General features: G+C 66.6%; 11 protein-coding genes. 5 read left to right on the top strand and 6 right to left on the bottom strand.

Annotated features, from left to right (window positions below; all coding sequences use genetic code 11):
- Position 1: 1 nt before the first annotated feature.
- The 6 genes from ACFQU0_RS05525 to ACFQU0_RS05550 form a co-directional block, all read right to left on the bottom strand.
- Positions 2–2,596, bottom strand: a complete 2,595-nt coding sequence (locus ACFQU0_RS05525) for an ATP-binding protein (RefSeq protein ID WP_382199129.1) — start codon at positions 2,594–2,596, stop codon at positions 2–4.
- Entirely contained in the window at positions 2,596–3,438 is an 843-nt protein-coding gene (locus tag ACFQU0_RS05530; RefSeq protein WP_382199130.1) for an ABC transporter substrate-binding protein, read from the bottom strand. The genes ACFQU0_RS05525 and ACFQU0_RS05530 overlap by 1 nt, the downstream gene beginning before the upstream one ends.
- A gap of 56 nt (positions 3,439–3,494) precedes the next feature.
- On the bottom strand, positions 3,495–6,263 hold the full coding sequence (locus ACFQU0_RS05535; RefSeq protein ID WP_382199131.1) for a PAS domain S-box protein: 2,769 nt from the start codon (positions 6,261–6,263) through the stop codon (positions 3,495–3,497).
- Positions 6,260–7,378, bottom strand: coding sequence for an ABC transporter substrate-binding protein (locus ACFQU0_RS05540; protein ID WP_382199132.1), 1,119 nt, complete (start codon positions 7,376–7,378; stop codon positions 6,260–6,262). The genes ACFQU0_RS05535 and ACFQU0_RS05540 overlap by 4 nt, the downstream gene beginning before the upstream one ends.
- 19 nt (positions 7,379–7,397) lie before the next feature.
- Positions 7,398–9,629, bottom strand: coding sequence for a putative bifunctional diguanylate cyclase/phosphodiesterase (locus tag ACFQU0_RS05545; protein WP_382199133.1), 2,232 nt, complete (start codon positions 9,627–9,629; stop codon positions 7,398–7,400).
- A gap of 271 nt (positions 9,630–9,900) precedes the next feature.
- On the bottom strand, positions 9,901–10,209 hold the full coding sequence (locus ACFQU0_RS05550) for a c-type cytochrome (protein WP_382199134.1): 309 nt from the start codon (positions 10,207–10,209) through the stop codon (positions 9,901–9,903).
- Between the two features lie 183 nt (positions 10,210–10,392).
- Here ACFQU0_RS05550 and ACFQU0_RS05555 point away from each other — a divergent pair, with 183 nt between their 5' ends.
- From ACFQU0_RS05555 to ACFQU0_RS05575, 5 genes are all read left to right on the top strand, one after another.
- Positions 10,393–11,142, top strand: coding sequence for an MgtC/SapB family protein (locus ACFQU0_RS05555; protein ID WP_382199136.1), 750 nt, complete (start codon positions 10,393–10,395; stop codon positions 11,140–11,142).
- 166 nt (positions 11,143–11,308) lie between these two features.
- Complete coding sequence (locus ACFQU0_RS05560; protein WP_382199137.1) at positions 11,309–13,636, top strand: bifunctional salicylyl-CoA 5-hydroxylase/oxidoreductase; 2,328 nt, start codon at positions 11,309–11,311, stop codon at positions 13,634–13,636.
- Entirely contained in the window at positions 13,633–14,394 is a 762-nt protein-coding gene (locus ACFQU0_RS05565) for an SDR family NAD(P)-dependent oxidoreductase (RefSeq protein ID WP_382199138.1), read from the top strand. The genes ACFQU0_RS05560 and ACFQU0_RS05565 overlap by 4 nt, the downstream gene beginning before the upstream one ends.
- A 127-nt stretch (positions 14,395–14,521) precedes the next feature.
- Entirely contained in the window at positions 14,522–15,373 is an 852-nt protein-coding gene (locus tag ACFQU0_RS05570; RefSeq protein ID WP_382199139.1) for an enoyl-CoA hydratase family protein, read from the top strand.
- 14 nt (positions 15,374–15,387) lie between these two features.
- Positions 15,388–16,539 (top strand): acyl-CoA dehydrogenase family protein, encoded by a 1,152-nt coding sequence (locus ACFQU0_RS05575; RefSeq protein ID WP_382199140.1) that lies wholly within the window; start codon positions 15,388–15,390, stop codon positions 16,537–16,539.
- The last annotated feature ends 6 nt before the right edge of the window (positions 16,540–16,545 follow it).

Consider the following 16,545-nt stretch of genomic DNA (forward strand, 5'->3'; position numbering starts at 1 on the left):
ATCAGGACGCCGCCGCTTCGGTCGATGTGGCCGGCAACCAGGGCACGAGGGCGGCATGCAAGCCCTTCATGGTGAAGGGCTTGGGCACGTGCCCATCGAAGCCGCTGGCGCGGCAGCGCTCCAGGTCTTCGGCCATCACGTTGGCGGTGAGGGCCAGCACGGGCACCGTCTGCGCGGCCTCGCCCGCCTCGCCCGCACGCAGGCGTTCGGTGGCCTCAAAGCCGTCCATCACCGGCATCTGGCAGTCCATCAGCACCAGGTTGAAGCGTTCTGCACGCAAACGGTCCAGCGCTTCCCGGCCGTTCTGCGCCAGCACCGCCTCCAGGCCCACCCGGCCCAGCACCGCCAGCGCCAGTTTCTGGTTCACCGGCTGGTCTTCCACCAGCAACACACGCCCTGTCAGGCGGGGCAAGGCCACGGCGGGCGCAGGGTGGCTGCTGAGCGGGGCCACCACGGGTGATGCCAAGGGCAGGGTCAGCTCAAACCAGAACGTGGCCCCCGCACCCGGCGCGCTGTGCACGCCGATGCGTCCCCCCATGGCCTCCACCAGTTGGCGGCTGATGGACAGGCCCAAGCCGGTGCCGCCAAAAGCACGCGAGCTGGAACTGTCCACTTGGGTGAAGGGCTGGAACAACTGCTGCTGCGCCTCCGGTGCGATGCCTATGCCCTCGTCTTGCACCTCAAAGCGCAGCGTCGCACCAGGTTCCGCGCCTGTGTCTGAAGTGCAGGCCGGTGCCAGACGCTGCAAACGCAGCACCACCTGCCCCGCCGCCGTGAACTTGATGGCATTGCCCAACAGATTGACCAGCACCTGTTGCAGACGCTGGGCATCGCCCAGCACCGCCGGTGGCACGTCGTCTGCCAACGCCAACGCCAGCCGCAGGCCTTTGCCCTGTGCGGTCACCTGCAGGCGGCGCGCGCAGGTTCGGCACAGCTCGGCCGGCGACAGCGCGGCGCTGGCCAACACCAGTTTGCCGGCCTCGACCTTGGAGAAGTCCAGGATGTCGTCGATCAGGTGCAAGAGCGACTCGGCGCTCTCGCGGATGGTCTGCGCCTGGTCGCGCTGCTCGGGGTCCAGCCGCGAATCCAGCAGCAGGCTGACCATGCCGATCACCCCGTTCATGGGGGTGCGGATCTCGTGGCTCATGTTGGCCAGGAAGGCACTTTTGGCGCGTGTGGCCGCCTCGGCATGGTCGCGCGCCTGGGCCAGCTCGGCCAGGGTCCGCTTCTCCTGCGTGAGATCGTGCTCCACACTCACAAAATGGGTGATGTGCCCCGACACGTCGCGCAGGGGTGCCGCCACCACGTGGGCGGGGTAGACCTGGCCATCGCGGCGCCGGCGCAGCAGTTCACCACGCCAGATGTGGCCCGCCTTCAACTGCGCCAGCACCGCCAGGTAACGCGCCTTGTCCACCCGGCCACCATCGAGCAGCGCGGGCGTGCGCCCTTGCAGCTCGGCCGCTGAATAGCCCGTCATCTGGCGCAAGAAAGGGTTGCTGTATTCGATGCGGCCCTGGTCGTTGACGATCAGCATGCCACTGGGGCTTTGCTCCAGCGCCTGCGACAGCCGCACGATGGTGGCCTGCTGCAAGGCCTCGGCCTGTTCGCCGGCGCGCACCCGGCGCATCAGCCACAGGTAACCCGCCAGCACGCTGGCCAGCCCCAGCAAGGTCACCAAGCCGATCACCGCCGACTTGCGGCGCCAGTCGGCCAGCACCGCCAAGCGGTCCACCCGCACCGACACAAACAACGGGTAGGCCTTGAGGGTGCGGTAGGCGCTCAGCGCATCGCCTTCGTCGGTGCCGAGTTCGTGGGTCAGGATGTCGGGCAACAGGTCGTCAAAGGGATAGGGGCCGCCGTTGGGGCTGTCATCGGTGCTGAACAGCACCCGGCCGTCGAGCCGGGCGACGTGCACGCGGTCGCTGTCGGGGCGGTGAAAGCGTTCCATGCGCCCGAGCAGGTAGTCCGGGTTGAGCGCGGCCACCAGCCAGACGGCTTCGTCGCCCTCGCCCATGCGCAGCAGCAAAGGCACAAAATAAGGCTTGGCCGGGTCACCCGGCTGCTCGGCCAGCGTGGGGCGGGCCTCGCCGATGTCGCGCCCCTCCCAGACTGGCCCCACGCGCAAGACAGACGACTCGCCGGTGGCGCGGTCGGCCGGCAAAAAACCCAGGGTATCGATCACCGCCCCCAGGTTGTTGGGCTGCGAACTGGCCCGAACCCGGCCACTGCTGTCGAGGATGGACAAAGAACGCAGGGCGGGCTGGCTGTGCTGCAAGCGCCGCAACACGCCATACAACCACTGCGGCGACGCGCTGGCCAAAGGTTCGCCCGAGACTTCGGGCAGGGCACGCAAGGTGTTTTCCACGAGTTGCAGGGTCTGGCCGATCTCGTCCTCAAAGATCAGCACGTTGCCCTGGGCGCGCGCCAACTGCTGCTCCAGCTGCACCTCGCGGTCGCGCCACACGGCATAGCCCACCGCACCCAGCACCGTGACCAGGAACAGCCCCATGAACAGCCGCGCCAGCCACTGGTAACGCACCGCCGGGCGCGGGTCGTCCGCGGGCGGGCCAAAGGTTCGTCCGGCCAACTGGGCCATCAGTTCGGCACGACGATTGACTCCAGCCGGTAGCGGCTGGCCGCACGCAACAGACGGCCATCGCGTTTGATGTCGCGCACAAACTGCTCGACGCGGTTGAACCAGGGCAGATCCCCCGGCGCCACGGCGTAGGCGTACTCGGTCATGTGGTACGTGCTGGTGGGCGAGATCAGGCGCGCCCAGTCGGTGGTCTCCAGCATCCGCCGGCTGTACGGGAAGTCGGTCATGAACACATCGGCACGGCCCGATTCCACTTCCTGCTCGCGCGCCATCGGGGTGTCCACCACCAGCAAGGTGGCGGCCTTCAGGCGGGCCCGCATGACCGGCTCGTGCAGGGTGCCTTTCATCACAGCCACCACCACCCCGGGCTTGTCGATGTCGTCCCACGACTTGATGCGCCGGTTGCTGCGTGTGGTGATGGCGTAGATATCGCTGGCCAGGGTGGGCCGCGCAAACAACAGCTTCTCGGCCCGCTGGGGCGTGACGCCGACCGCGAACATCGCCACGTCACACAGGTTGCCGGTCACGTCACCCACCAGGCGTGCGAACGAGCTGTCCACAAATTCCACCGCCACACCCAGGTCCTTGCCCAACTCCAGTGCCAGATCGGCATCGACACCGGCCAGTTGCTGCGTGCGCGGGCTGCGCAGGCTGATGCCGTAGTAGTCAGGCCAGATGCACACGCGCAGTTTTTTGCTGGCCTGGATGTGCTGCAAGCGGCTGCCTGTGGGCGCGGCAGCGCTGGCGCCCTGCGCCCATGCGGCAGGTGCCAGGCCCAACACCAGCGCCACAACCATCCCACACACACCGGCGGCGCCATGTTGTGTCGATCTCAAAAACATCCTGACTCCTTCGAAAATCACGTGGGCAAGGGCTGTGCGGCCAACGCCCCCAGCACTCAAACGGCCGCCGCTTCGGTGGCGGGGGCCACCGGCGCGGTCAGCGGAATCACCACCTCGAACACCACACCCCCTTCGTCCGGATGGCGGAAGTCGATGTGCCCACCGAGTGCACCGGCGACGATGTTGCGCACAATGGGCAGGCCCAAGCCGCTGCCGCCATGCCCCAGTTTGGTGGTGTAGAAGGGATCGAACACATGGCGGCGGTTGGCTTCGGGGATGCCATGGCCGTTGTCCGCCACCGACAGGCAGACCTCGCTTGCACGCACCTCGGCAGCGATGTCGATGCGCCCGCGCTCGATGCCGTCCAGCCCGTGGATGTGGGCATTCTGAATCAGGTTGGTGAGCACCTGGCCCAGCGCGCCCGGGTAGCTGTCGAGTTCAATCTCATCGGGCACGCGGCACACCAACGCGTGGGCGCTGCGTTTGAAGGTGGGCTGCAGGGTCAGCACGATCTCGTCCACCACCTCGCGCAAGCGGAACCGCCGCCGCTGGTCGCTGGTCTGGTCCACCGCCACCTGCTTGAAGCTGCTGAGCAGTTCGCTGGCGCGTTCCAGGTTGCGCAGGGCGATGTCGCCGCCGGTGTCAACATGGGACACAAACGCCTCCAGATCGGAGCGCTTGAGGCCTTGTTCAATTTGGCGGCGGAACTGCCCGACCCGCTCTTTCAGGGTGGACACCGCCATGCGCCCGTTGCCTATGGGCGTGTTGAGCTCGTGTGCCACCCCCGCCACCAGCGAGGCCAGTTTTTCAGACTGCACCAGGCGGTCTTGCGACGCCACCAGCCGCTCCTGCGCCAGTTGCACCGTCTGCAGCGCCTGCTCCAGTTCGGTGTTGGCGATGGACAGGCTGCGTGTGCGCTCTTCGATGCGGCCCTCCAACTGGGCGTTGAGGTCCAGCAACGCGGCTTCGGCGCGTTTGCGGTCGCTGATGTCCACGTCCAGACAGACAAATATCATGGGCGACTCGCCCCGCGCCACGTCGCCCGGCACACCAATGGTGGTGGACAACAGCCAGCGCGCCCGCCCGGCGCGGTCATGCACCTCGCCTTCGTAGGGTCCGTAGGGTTGCCCGGTGCGCCCCACCTCGGCCAGGATGTGCATGAAGTCCCGCTGTTGCTGGGGGGAGTAGATCAGCTCCTCCAGCCGCCGCCCCATCGCTTCGTCTTTCGACCAGCCCAACAGCGCGGCAGAGGCGGTGTTCCACTCCAGCACGCGGCCTTCGGTGTCAAACCACTGCACCGCCAGCGCGGGCGTGCTGTCGAGAATGGTGCGCAAGCGTTCCTCGCTGCGGCGCACCGCCGCCTCGGCCGCACGCTGGCTGGTGACGTCGATGCCAATGCAGCGGAAACCCTCGAAGCCCCCCTCGGCGTTGCGGTCCACGCTGGAGCTCCAGGCGATGTCGCGCACCGCCCCGCCCGCAGTGAGCATGCGCAAGTCCTGGCGGTAGGTGGGGCGGCGCAATTGGCTTCCCGCCACCACAAACTCTTGCACCATGGTGCGCTCGTCGGGCTCCACCAGATCGACGATGGCGCGACCACGTGCCGGCAACCCTGGCTGCCCCAGCACCAACTCGGCGCTGGGGTTGGCGTAGGTCACGGTGCCATGGCGGTCCAGCTCGATCACCAGGTCGGCGGTGTGTTCCACCAGCTCGCGAAAGCGCCTGTCCTGGTCGGCCAGCTGGTGTTCGCGCTGCGCAATGGCCTGAGCGACCTGCTGCAAGTCGGTGCCCAGGCGTTCCAGCTCGGCAATGCCGCTGCTTTGGGGTGCCCCGTCGTACTGCCCCGCCGCTATGCGGTGCGCAAACGCCATGGCGCCGTGCACCACCCGCTCGATGCGGTGGGTCAGCCACACCGCCGTGGCCACGCCCACGGCTAGCGCCAGCGACAGCGTGACCACCGCGATCAGGATGGCCGCATCCCGCGATGCCAACGCGACCGATTCGGGATAGGCCACCAGCAAACCCCATCCGAGGCGATGGGACAGGCGGGCGGTGCCCTGGTAGGGTTGCCCGTCAAACTCAAAACGCCCGCTGGCCTGTTCGCCGCGCAGCGCGGCTTGCACCAGCGGCAGGTTCATGAGGTTGGTGCGTTCGCGCACCATCTGCAAGTTGGGCGCCGACACCAGGGCACCCCGGTTGTCCACCGCCAGCAGCAAGAGGCCATCGCGCTGGTTGGGCCGGTTGGTCAGGCTCACCAGGCGGTCCATGGAGAGTTCGCCCAGCAACACGCCGCCCGCAAAAGGCACCGCAACCGCCACCACCGGCCGCCCCTGTATGGGCGAAAGAAATTGTGCGCTCCACTGCAAGGTGCCCTGCTCGCGCGCCGTGCGCAGCACCGCCACCGCACTGAGGTCGTTGCCCACCCATTCGCCCGCCTGCGCCACCACCCCGTGGCGCAACAAGGCCGCGCGCAGGGTGAGGGTGTCGTCCAGCAGGTAGACGCCGTCGAGCAGGTTGTCGCCCAACAGCAGTTGCCGCGTGGCCACCGCGAACACATCGGCGGCGATGGCGGCAGCCGGGCCACCGGCCGAGTCGGCCAGCCCGGTCAGGGTGGACATCAGGGCCTGGGTGTTGTCCAGGCCATGCTCCATGTTGGCCAGCGCCAGGTCGGCCACACGCGCCTGTTCGTCCTGGGTTTGCTGCTGCGCCAGCGGCAGGCGCCAGAAGATCATCATCAAGGTCAGCACCACCAAGGCCACCAGCATGGCGCCCAGAAACTGGCCCACCAGCAAAGTGCGCAGGCGCCAAGGCCCGCCGAAGCGGCTCAAGCGAGCACCTCGTAGCGGCCCTGCCTCACCACCGTGATGTAGGTCTGCCGCACCGCATCGCCGGTGGCATCGAACGCCACCACCTGCTGCGTGCCTTCAAACTGGCGCACCCGCAGCAAGGTTTGCCTGAGGTGCTCGCCGCGCTGCTGCGCACCCAAAGCCTGCAAGGCCACACGCATGGCATCAAAGCCGGCCAGGTCGGCAAAGCCGGACGGGTTGCCGAAGCGTTGCTGGTACGCCAGCCGAAACTGGCGGTAGGCGGGCGCGGTGTTGGTGCGGTCCAGGAACTGCGCCGCCACCACCCCTTCGGCGGCACCACCCGCGAGCTCCAGCAGTTGTTCGGTGGCCGCCCATTCGGCGGTCATCAGCGGCAGGCTGGGCTGCAGCTTGCGCACCTGCTGTATCAGCTGGGCGGCGTCCACCGCACCCGTCAACAGCAACAGCCCGTCGGGCTGGCTGGCCAGGGCACTGCGGGCCAAATCGGCGAAAGCCATCCCGGGCTTGAAGCGGTAACCCTCCCTGGCCACCACTTCCCCGCCCAGCGCGCGAAACTCGGTCTCGAAGTCGTCCAGCCAGCGCTCGGTGTAGGCGGCGTTGGACATGTCCAGCACCGCCGCCACCCGCAGCAATTTGCTGCGCTGCGCATGAAAACGGGCGCTGGCCTGCGCGTATTCCCGGGTGGAGGAAATGACCCGGAAAAAGTGGTCGTCCAGGCCGGTGAGCGCGCTGGTGGTCACGGTGGGCGACACCATGACCAGGCCCGCAGCGTTGGCCAGGGGCACCATGGCCATGGCCATGGCACTGGTCATGGGGCCGACGATGAGCGCCACACCCGCCTCGCGCAGGGTCTGAAAGGCGGCGGCGGCGGTGTCGGGGTTTTGCTGGTCGTCGGCGGTCAGCAACGCCAGCTGGCGCCCACCCACACCACCGGCCAGATTGGCTTGTTCCAGGGCCAGGAGCGCGCCGTCGCGGCCGGCCAACCCCAGGTCGGCGGTGCGACCGGTGAGCCCGCCCACAAAACCGATTTTGATGGGCGCGCTGTCGCAGCCCACCAGCCCCAGGGCGCTTGTCGACAGGGTGCCCAGAAGAACATCGCGGCGCGTCAGGGGGGGCATCAGGGCGTCCTCCAGTGGGTCACTCGGCGGCGGGGCCGTCCCGTCGCTGGCGCAACCAGGCCAGCAGCTGTTCCTTGTCCATGGGTCGGGCAATGTGGTAGCCCTGGCCATCATGGCAGCCCATGGCCACCAGCGCCGCCCAGACGCTGGCGTCTTCAATGCCTTCGGCCAGCACCTTCAAGCCCAGCTTGCGGCCCAGTTGGGTGACCATCTCGGCGATACGCGGGCCCTTGGCCTCGGTGATCTGGCGCACAAACGTGCGGTCGATCTTGATGCGGTCCAGCGGCAGGCGCTCCAGGTAGCTCAGCGACGAGTAGCCGGTGCCAAAGTCGTCGATGGCGATGGCAATGGCTTGTGCCCGCAGGCCGGCGAGCGTGGTTTCGAGGTAGGCCGTTGGCAACACCGCCACCGACTCGGTGATCTCCAGCTCCAGGTGCCGGCCTTCCAGGCCACTGACGTTCAGGGCCTGGGCGACGTGGTCGGTGAAGGCGGGGTCTTGCAACTGCACCACCGACACGTTGACGGCGATGCGCCGCGGCGCCAAGCCCAGGTCGAGGAGGTCACGCATCATCATGCACGCCGAGGTCATGACCCATTGGCCCAGCGGCGCCATCAAACCGGAGCGTTCGGCCACCGGGATGAACTGATCGGGCGGCACAAAGCGACCATCCTCGGTGCGCCAGCGGATCAGCGCTTCCAGCCCGATCAGTTCGTGGGTGCTCAAGTCCACCTGGGGCTGGTAGACGAGGTAGAGGCGCTCGGTCTCGAAGGCGGCGCGCAGCTCGGCCAGCATGAGCGCGCGCGCGCGCGCCTCGGCACCCAGGTGCGCCGAGAAGGTGACGTAATGGCCCTTGTGGTCTTTTTTGGCCCGCTTAAGGGCAATGCTGGCGTCCTTGATCAGGTCCACGCCCGCGCTGGCATCGCCCTGCAATTGCACGTAGCCACAGGTGATGGACAACTTGTGCGCAATGCCTTCGATGTTCAGCGGCACACGCGCGGCGGCCATCAGGGCGTCGGGGTTGACCACGGCTTTGGGCCCCAGCACGCCAAATATGTCGCTGCCGATGCGTGCCAGCACCGTGTGCAACGGCAGGCTTTCACGCAGGCGCTGGGCCACCGCGCTGAGCAGCAGGTCGCCAAAACGGTGCCCCATGACGTCGTTGGTGGCGCTGAAGTCGTCGATGTCCACCAACGCCAGCGCATGCCCTTCTGCCCCGGCCGCGATCTGGCGGTCCAGGGCATCGACAAAACTGGCGCGGTTGGGCAAGCCCACCAGCTGGTCGTAGAACGCGAACTCGTGCAGGCGCTGCATCAGGTGGCGGTTGCGCAGCAGGTTGCCGATGTTGAAGCAGAACACGTCGAGCAAGCTGCGGTCGGTGCTCTCGGGGGTCTGCTGGGTGTCGATGAAAACCGCCATGTCGCTGCCGTTGCGGTAGCCCACGTAAAGCGCAACACCGGCTGGGGAAAACACGTTCTCGTGTCGTTGCAGCGAACGCTCCAACAGGGCACGCACGTCGGCATCGGGCAGGGTGTCCAGCGGCCGGTCGATGAGCGCCGAAAACTGGCCTGCCGCCGCCAGCACGCGGTACTCGCGCCCGCCTCGCTCCACCTGGGCGCACACCAGGCCTTCGGGTTGGGTGCCCAACAAGGCGGCCAGCTGGGTGATGACGCCCTGCGCAAACGTGTGCAGCCCCCCCTCTTCCATGAAATCGGCGCTCGAGCGCACGATCAGCTCCAGCCCGCTGCGGTGGGCCTCAATCGCACAGATCTGCTCGTAGGAGCGGATGGCGGTGGTCAGCGTGGTGAGCAGCTTGTGGCGGGTCAGTTCCGACTTGGTCTTGTAGTCGTTGATGTCGTAGCGAAGAATGGTTTCGTGCTCGGGCGCATAACCCGGCTGACCGGTGCGCAGCACAATGCGGGTGGCGGTCAGGCCGGCCTCGTTGCGGATGAAGTCCACCAGCTCCAGACCGGCGTTTTCGGTCTCCATCACCACATCAAGCAGCACCAGCGCGAGGTCGGGCGTGTCCAGCAAACACCGCCTTGCCTCGGCCGCGTTGTGGGCGTGCAGAAAACTTATGGACCGCCCGAACACCTGAACGTCTTGCAGGGCAAAGAGCGTGGCCTGGTGCACATCCGCGTCATCGTCCACGACCAGCACCTTCCACTCGCGTGCAGCGCGACGCCCGCCCGCCACCCCATCGGCGGGCGCCTCGTCCTCGAAGGCAAACAACTCATCGCTGGATTCGGCCATCCGGAAGGCTCTCCAATCAGTCTGTCACGGCGCCCCAGGGGCGCCCCAAGTAGCAAAAATGCCCCTTGTGCCCAGCCCTTGGCCCGACACCATTTGCAAAATATCTTTCAGGATGAAGGTATATCACGCTGTTCGTACCCCGCATCGCAGCCTTGTTTGTGCCACGTCAAAAAAAACGCCCGCGGCTATCGCTGCGGGCGTTGGATGACCGGGCGCAAGCCTGGCGACCGTGGTCAGCCGGGCTCGCCTGGTTCACAGGCCTTGGCCAGACTTATTTCGCGCCGCCGAGGATCCAGGCGGCCAGGGTCTTGGCATCGGCGTCGCTCAGCGCAGCCTGTGCGGGCATGGGCACGGCGCCCCATTTGCCGGAGCCGCCCGCCTTGATGCTCTTGGCCAGTTCGTCGGCGCTCTTGCCGGCGTACTTTTTGGCCACGTCCTGGTAGGAGGGGCCCACCAGCTTCTTGTCCACCGCATGGCAGGCCATGCAGGCGTTCTTTTGCGCCAGGGCCAGGTTGGCCATGGCGGGGGAAGCAACAACCATGGCAGCGGCGGCGGCAGCCATCACAAACACTTGTTTCATGAACATCTCCAGAGAAGAAAGAAAAAACGCAGTCCCAAACACAACTCGACCCGTCTGCGGGTGGCCCACGTGCAACTGGGCGCCCCACTCAAATATCATTATCTACTGATTTATGAGCCGGGTGCTCGGGGTTTTCCGCAGGCACCAAAGTGGGCATGATGGTACACGCCAAGGAGAAGTGCCATGAACACGCTGCCCCTGTTCCAGTCCTACTGGAGTGCGCCCCTCGTTGAAGTGAACCTGCTGGTGTTCGCCAACCTCGTGGGCGCCTTGTTGCTGGGCTTGCTGGTGGGCTACGAGCGCTCGTACCACGGCCGTGCCGCCGGCATGCGCACCTACGGCATCGTGTGCATGGCCTCGGCCGCGCTGACGGTGTTTTCGGGCTACCCCGGTTTCTGGTGGGGTGGGCTGGAGCACGCGGGCCTGCCGCCGGTGGACCCCACCCGGGTGGTGCAGGGCATCGTCACCGGCGTCGGTTTTCTGGGCGCGGGCGTCATCATGAAAGAGGGCATGAACATCAGCGGCCTCACAACCGCCGCTTCGATCTGGGCTTCGTCGGCCATCGGCGTGCTGGTGGGCGTGGGGTTTTATGCCGCCGCCATCCTGCTGTCGCTGCTGTCGGCGTCGCTGATGATGTGGGGGTCCAAACTGGAAATGCGTCTGCCCTCCCGGCGTGCGTTGGGCGTCACCCTGGGCTTTGGCAGTGGTGTTGAGCCCGATGAGCGGGGCATGCGTCAACTCATGCGGTCGTGGGGCTACAGCGTGGCCGAGGGCTCGTTGCACATCGCCCGCCAACACCACCACGTGACCTGGCAGTTCGTCATGGTGGCCAACACCAGCCGCCCTGAGGCGGGTTCGCTGTTCGAACTTTCGCGCCTCCTGCGCCAACTGGAAGGGGTGGACAGCCTGCAACTGTCCCACGCGAGAAACTGAACCCAGCCCCGCCCGGGCGCCATCGGGTAAACCCTCGCAACGACACGCTGCGCAACGCTTGCCAAATTGGGGAAGTCCTTCTAAACTCATCTTCACTTACTTTAGATATGAATTATTCGACTCTGAATGGAGTTGTTCTTGATCCGACCCAACTGAAGGAACTGCGATGAAAATTGTGTGCATCGGTGGCGGCCCAGCCGGCCTGTACTTTGGTCTCCTGATGAAACAGCTGGACCCCGCCCACGACGTGACGGTGGTCGAGCGCAACAAGCCCTACGACACCTTCGGCTGGGGCGTGGTGTTCTCCGACGCCACAATGGACAACATGCGCCAGTGGGACCCGGCCACCGCCGCCGAGATCGAGCAGGCCTTCAACCACTGGGACGACATCGAGCTGCTGTTCAAGGGCCGCACCATCCGCTCGGGTGGCCACGGCTTTGTGGGCATTGGCCGCAAGAAGCTGCTCAACATCCTGCAAGCACGTTGCGAAGAGCTGGACGTCAAGCTGGTGTTTGAAACCAACGCCGACAACGACCTGGCCTACGCGGACGCCGACCTGATCATCGCCAGCGACGGCATCAACTCCCAGATCCGCAGCCGCTACGCCAACACCTTCAAGCCCGACATCGTCACCCGCCCCAACCGCTACATCTGGCTGGGCACACACCGCCTGTACGACGCCTTCACCTTCGATTTCCAGCGCACCGAACACGGCTGGTTCCAGGCCCACATCTACAAGTTCGACGAGAACACCACCACCTTCATCGTCGAGTGCCCCGAAGAGGTGTTTCTGGCCCACGGTCTCGACAAGGCCAACCAGGACCAGTCCATCGCCTTCTGCGAGAACCTGTTCAAAGACACGCTGCAAGGTCACAAGCTCATGACCAACGCCCGCCATCTGCGCGGCTCGGCCTGGTTGAACTTCCAGCGTGTGGTGTGTGAACAGTGGTGGCTCAAGAACGAGAACGGCAGCCATGTGGTGCTGATGGGCGACGCGGTGCACACCGCCCACTTCGCCATCGGCTCGGGCACCAAGCTGGCCATTGAAGACGCGATCGAACTCACCCGCCAGTTCAAGCTGCTGGGCGACAGCCCCGACAAGATCGGCGAGGTGTTGAGCACCTACCAAGAACTGCGCCGCGTGGAAACCTTGCGCCTGCAGAACGCTGCCTGGAACGCCATGGAGTGGTTTGAGGTGTGTGGCAAGCGCTACTGCGATCAGCTGGAACCCGAGCAGTTCATGTACTCCATGCTCACGCGCAGCCAGCGCATCAGCCACGAAAACCTGCGCCTTCGCGACAAAGCCTGGCTGGATGGCTACGAGCAGTGGCTGGCCCAAAAGGCCGGCCTCAACAGCCCGGTGCCCGTGCCCCCCATGTTCACGCCCTACACCGTGCGTGGCCTCACGCTCAAGAACCGCATCGTGGTCTCGCCCATGGCACAGTACAGCGCGGTGGACGGCCTGGCGGGTGACTACCACCTGGTGCACCTGGGCGCACGCGCCATGGGCGGCGCCGGCCTGGTGTTTGCCGAGATGAGCTGCGTGAGCCCCGAAGGCCGCATCACCCCCGGCTGCCCCGGCCTGTACAAGCCCGAGCACACCACCGCGTTCAAGCGCATCGCCGACTGGATCCACACGAACACCGACGCCAAGTTCGCCATCCAGATCGGCCACGCCGGCGCCAAGGCCTCCACCCGCCTGGCCTGGGACGGCATTGACCAACCGCTGGCGGAAGGCAACTGGCCCATCATGTCGGCGTCCGAGCAGCAGTACCTTGAAGGTGTGAGCCAGGTCTCCAAGGCCATGACCCGTGCCGACATGGACATGGTGCTGGCCCAGTTTGTCGCCTCCACGAAAGCCGCTGCGGAGGCCGGCGCCGACTGGCTGGAACTGCACTGTGCCCACGGCTACCTGCTGTCCAGCTTCATTTCGCCGCTGACCAACCACCGCAGCGACGAATACGGCGGCAGCCTGGCCAACCGCCTGCGTTACCCGCTGGAAGTGTTCAAGGCCGTGCGCGCCGTGTGGCCGGCCGACAAACCGATGTCGGTGCGCATCTCGGCGCACGACTGGGTTGAAGGTGGCATCACGCCCGACGACGCGGTGGAAATCGCCAAGGCCTTCAAGGCCGCCGGCGCCGACATGATCGACTGCTCCTCGGGACAGGTCAGCAAGAAGGAAAAGCCGGTCTATGGCCGCATGTTCCAGACCCCGTTTGCCGACCGCATCCGCCAGGAAGCCGGTATTCCCACCATCGCGGTGGGCGCGATCAGCGAAGCCGACCACGCCAACTCCATCTTGGCCGCCGGCCGCGCCGACCTCTGCGCCGTGGCCCGCCCGCACCTGGCCAACCCGGCCTGGACGCTGACCGAAGCGGCCAAGATCGGCTTCACGCCGGTGAGCTGGCCCAAGCAGTACCGCTCGGCCAAAGGCCAGATGGAATCCATCTTCGCCCGCGAGAAGTCCATGGCCGCAGCGGCATCGGCCAAATGAGCGCCCCCCGTCACGCCCTCGTCACCGGCGGCGGCCAGGGCATAGGCGCGGCCATCGCGCAGGCCCTGGTGGCACGTGGCCTGAACGTCACCGTGCTGGGCCGCCGGCTGGCCGTGGTGCAGGCCCTGGCCGACACCAACCCGGAGCACCTGTTGGCCGTGAGCGCCGACGTGGCCGACCCGGCCCAGGTGGCGGCGGCCGTGGCGCAGGCCGAGGCCCGCTTTGGCCCGGTGGACGTGCTGGTCAACAACGCCGGCCAGGCCCAGACCGCGCCTTTCCTCAAGATGGACCTGGCGTTGTGGCACCAGATGCTCAGCGTCAACCTCACCGGCACCCTGGTCTGCACCCAGGCTGTGTTGCCGGGCATGGTGGCACGCGGCTGGGGCCGCGTGGTCAACGTGGCCAGCACCGCCGGGCAGGTGGGCTACGCCTACGTGTCGGCCTACTGCGCGGCCAAACACGGCGTGGTCGGGCTGACCAAGTCGCTGGCGCTGGAGATGGCCAAGAAGGGTGTCACCGTCAACGCGGTCTGCCCCGGCTACACCGAAACCGACATCGTGCGCGAGAGCATTGAACGTGTGGTGGCCAAGACCGGCCGCAGCGCCGAAGAGGCCCGTGCCGAATTCGTCAAATCCAACCCGCAGGGCAAGCTGGTGTTGCCCGAGCAGGTGGCCGACGCGGTGGCCTGGCTGTGTGGCGAAGGCGCCTCTGCCGTGACCGGCCAATCGATCTCGGTGGCTGGCGGCGAAGTCATGTGAGATGAGTACCCCCCGAAGCGCCTTCGGCGCCTCCCCCCAGGGGGCGACACCAGCCGTCCGGCAAAGCCGGCCCGGCGGTGTCCCCGAAAAAAAACACGAGTTACAGCCCACCACTTTGGAGTGCCTCATGAACAAGCCCCTCGATCCCGCGCTGCAAGCCGGTAACCACAAGCCCCTGGCCGGCTACCAAGCCCGGCACTTCCTGTGGGAAGTGAAAGACGGCGTGGGCACCATCACGCTCAACCGCCCCGAGCGCAAGAACCCGCTGACCTTCGACAGCTACGCCGAACTGCGCGACCTGTTCCACAACCTCAAGTGGGCGACCGACGTCAAGACCGTGGTGGTCACCGGCGCGGGTGGCAACTTCTGCTCGGGCGGCGACGTGCACGAAATCATCGGCCCGCTGATCGACCTGAAAGCGCCCGAGCTGCTGATGTTCACCCGCATGACGGGTGAGCTGGTGAAGATGATGCGCGTGTGCCCGCAGCCCATCATTGCCGCCATCGACGGTGTGTGTGCCGGCGCCGGCGCCATCATCGCCATGTCGTCCGACATGCGCCTGGGCACGGCCCGCAGCAAAACCGCCTTCCTGTTCAACCGCGTCGGCCTGGCCGGCTGCGACATGGGTGCCTGTGCCATGCTGCCGCGCATCATCGGCCAGGGCCGTGCCAGCGAACTGCTCTACACCGGGCGCAGCCTGGGTGGTGAAGAAGGCGAGCGTTGGGGTTTCTTCAACCGCCTGAGCGAACCCGAAGCGCTGCTGGCCGACGCCCACAAACTGGCCGCCGACCTGACCGCCGGTCCGAGTTTTGCCAACGGCATCACCAAAACCATGCTGCACCAGGAATGGGCCATGACCATCGAACAGGCCATTGAAGCCGAAGCCCAGGCCCAGGCCATCTGCATGCTGACCGAGGACTACGGGCGCGCTTACCACGCGTTTGTGGCCAAGCAAAAACCGGTCTTCCAAGGCAACTGACACAAGGACGCGGCATGAGCGATACCACCTACCTCGACTGGCCCTTTTTCGAACCGCGCCACGCCGAACTCGCGCGCGCTCTGGATGCCTGGGCGACCGAGAACATCCCACACGGCCACGGCCCCGATGTGGACGCCGAGTGCAAGGCCCTGGTCAAGTCGTTGGGCCAAGCCGGCTGGCTGCGCCACGCGGTGGGCGAGTCTTCGCAGACCATGGACGCACGCGCCATCTGCCTGATCCGCGAAACCCTGGCACGCCACAGCGGCCTGGCCGACTTTGCCTTTGCCATGCAGGGCCTGGGCTCGGGCGCCATTTCGCTGCACGGCACACCCGAACAGCGCCAGAAATACCTGAGCAAAGTCGCCACCGGCGAAGCCATCTCGGCCTTCGCTCTGTCCGAACCGCAGGCCGGCTCCGACGTGGCGGCGATGGCCTGCGCGGCCGTGGCCGACGGCGACCATTACGTGCTCGACGGCGAAAAGACCTGGATCTCCAACGGCGGCATTGCCGATTTCTACGTGGTGTTCGCCCGCACCGGCGAAGCGCCTGGCGCGCGTGGCATCAGTGCCTTCATCGTCGAGGCCAACACACCGGGCTTCGAGATCGCCGAGCGCATCGACGTCATCGCGCCACACCCGCTGGCGCGCCTGCGCTTCACCAACTGCCGCATCCCCGCCACGCAGCGCGTGGGCGCGGCCGGCGAAGGCTTCAAGGTGGCCATGCGCACGCTGGACGTGTTCCGCACCTCGGTGGCGGCCGCCTCGCTGGGGTTTGCCCGCCGCGCGCTCGACGAGGCCCTGCACCGCGCCACCACCCGCAAGATGTTCGGCGGCGTGCTGGCCGACTTCCAGCTCACCCAGGCCAAGCTGGCGCAGATGGCCACCATGATCGACAGCGCCGCGCTGCTGACCTACCGCGCCGCCTGGAAGCGCGACCAGGGCCACAGCGTGACCAAGGAAGCCGCCATGGCCAAGCTCACCGCCACCGAAAACGCGCAGCAGGTCATCGACGCGGCCGTGCAAATCTGGGGCGGCCTGGGCGTGGTCAGCGAACAGCCGGTGGAGCGCCTGTACCGCGAGATCCGTTCGCTGCGCATCTACGAAGGCGCCACCGAGGTGCAGCAGCTCATCATCGGCCGCGAGCTGCTCAAAGAAGTGGCCCGCTGAACAACC

The sequence above is a fragment of the Hydrogenophaga defluvii genome, from assembly GCF_042665235.1.
Classification (GTDB): Bacteria; Pseudomonadota; Gammaproteobacteria; order Burkholderiales; family Burkholderiaceae_C; genus Hydrogenophaga; species Hydrogenophaga defluvii_A.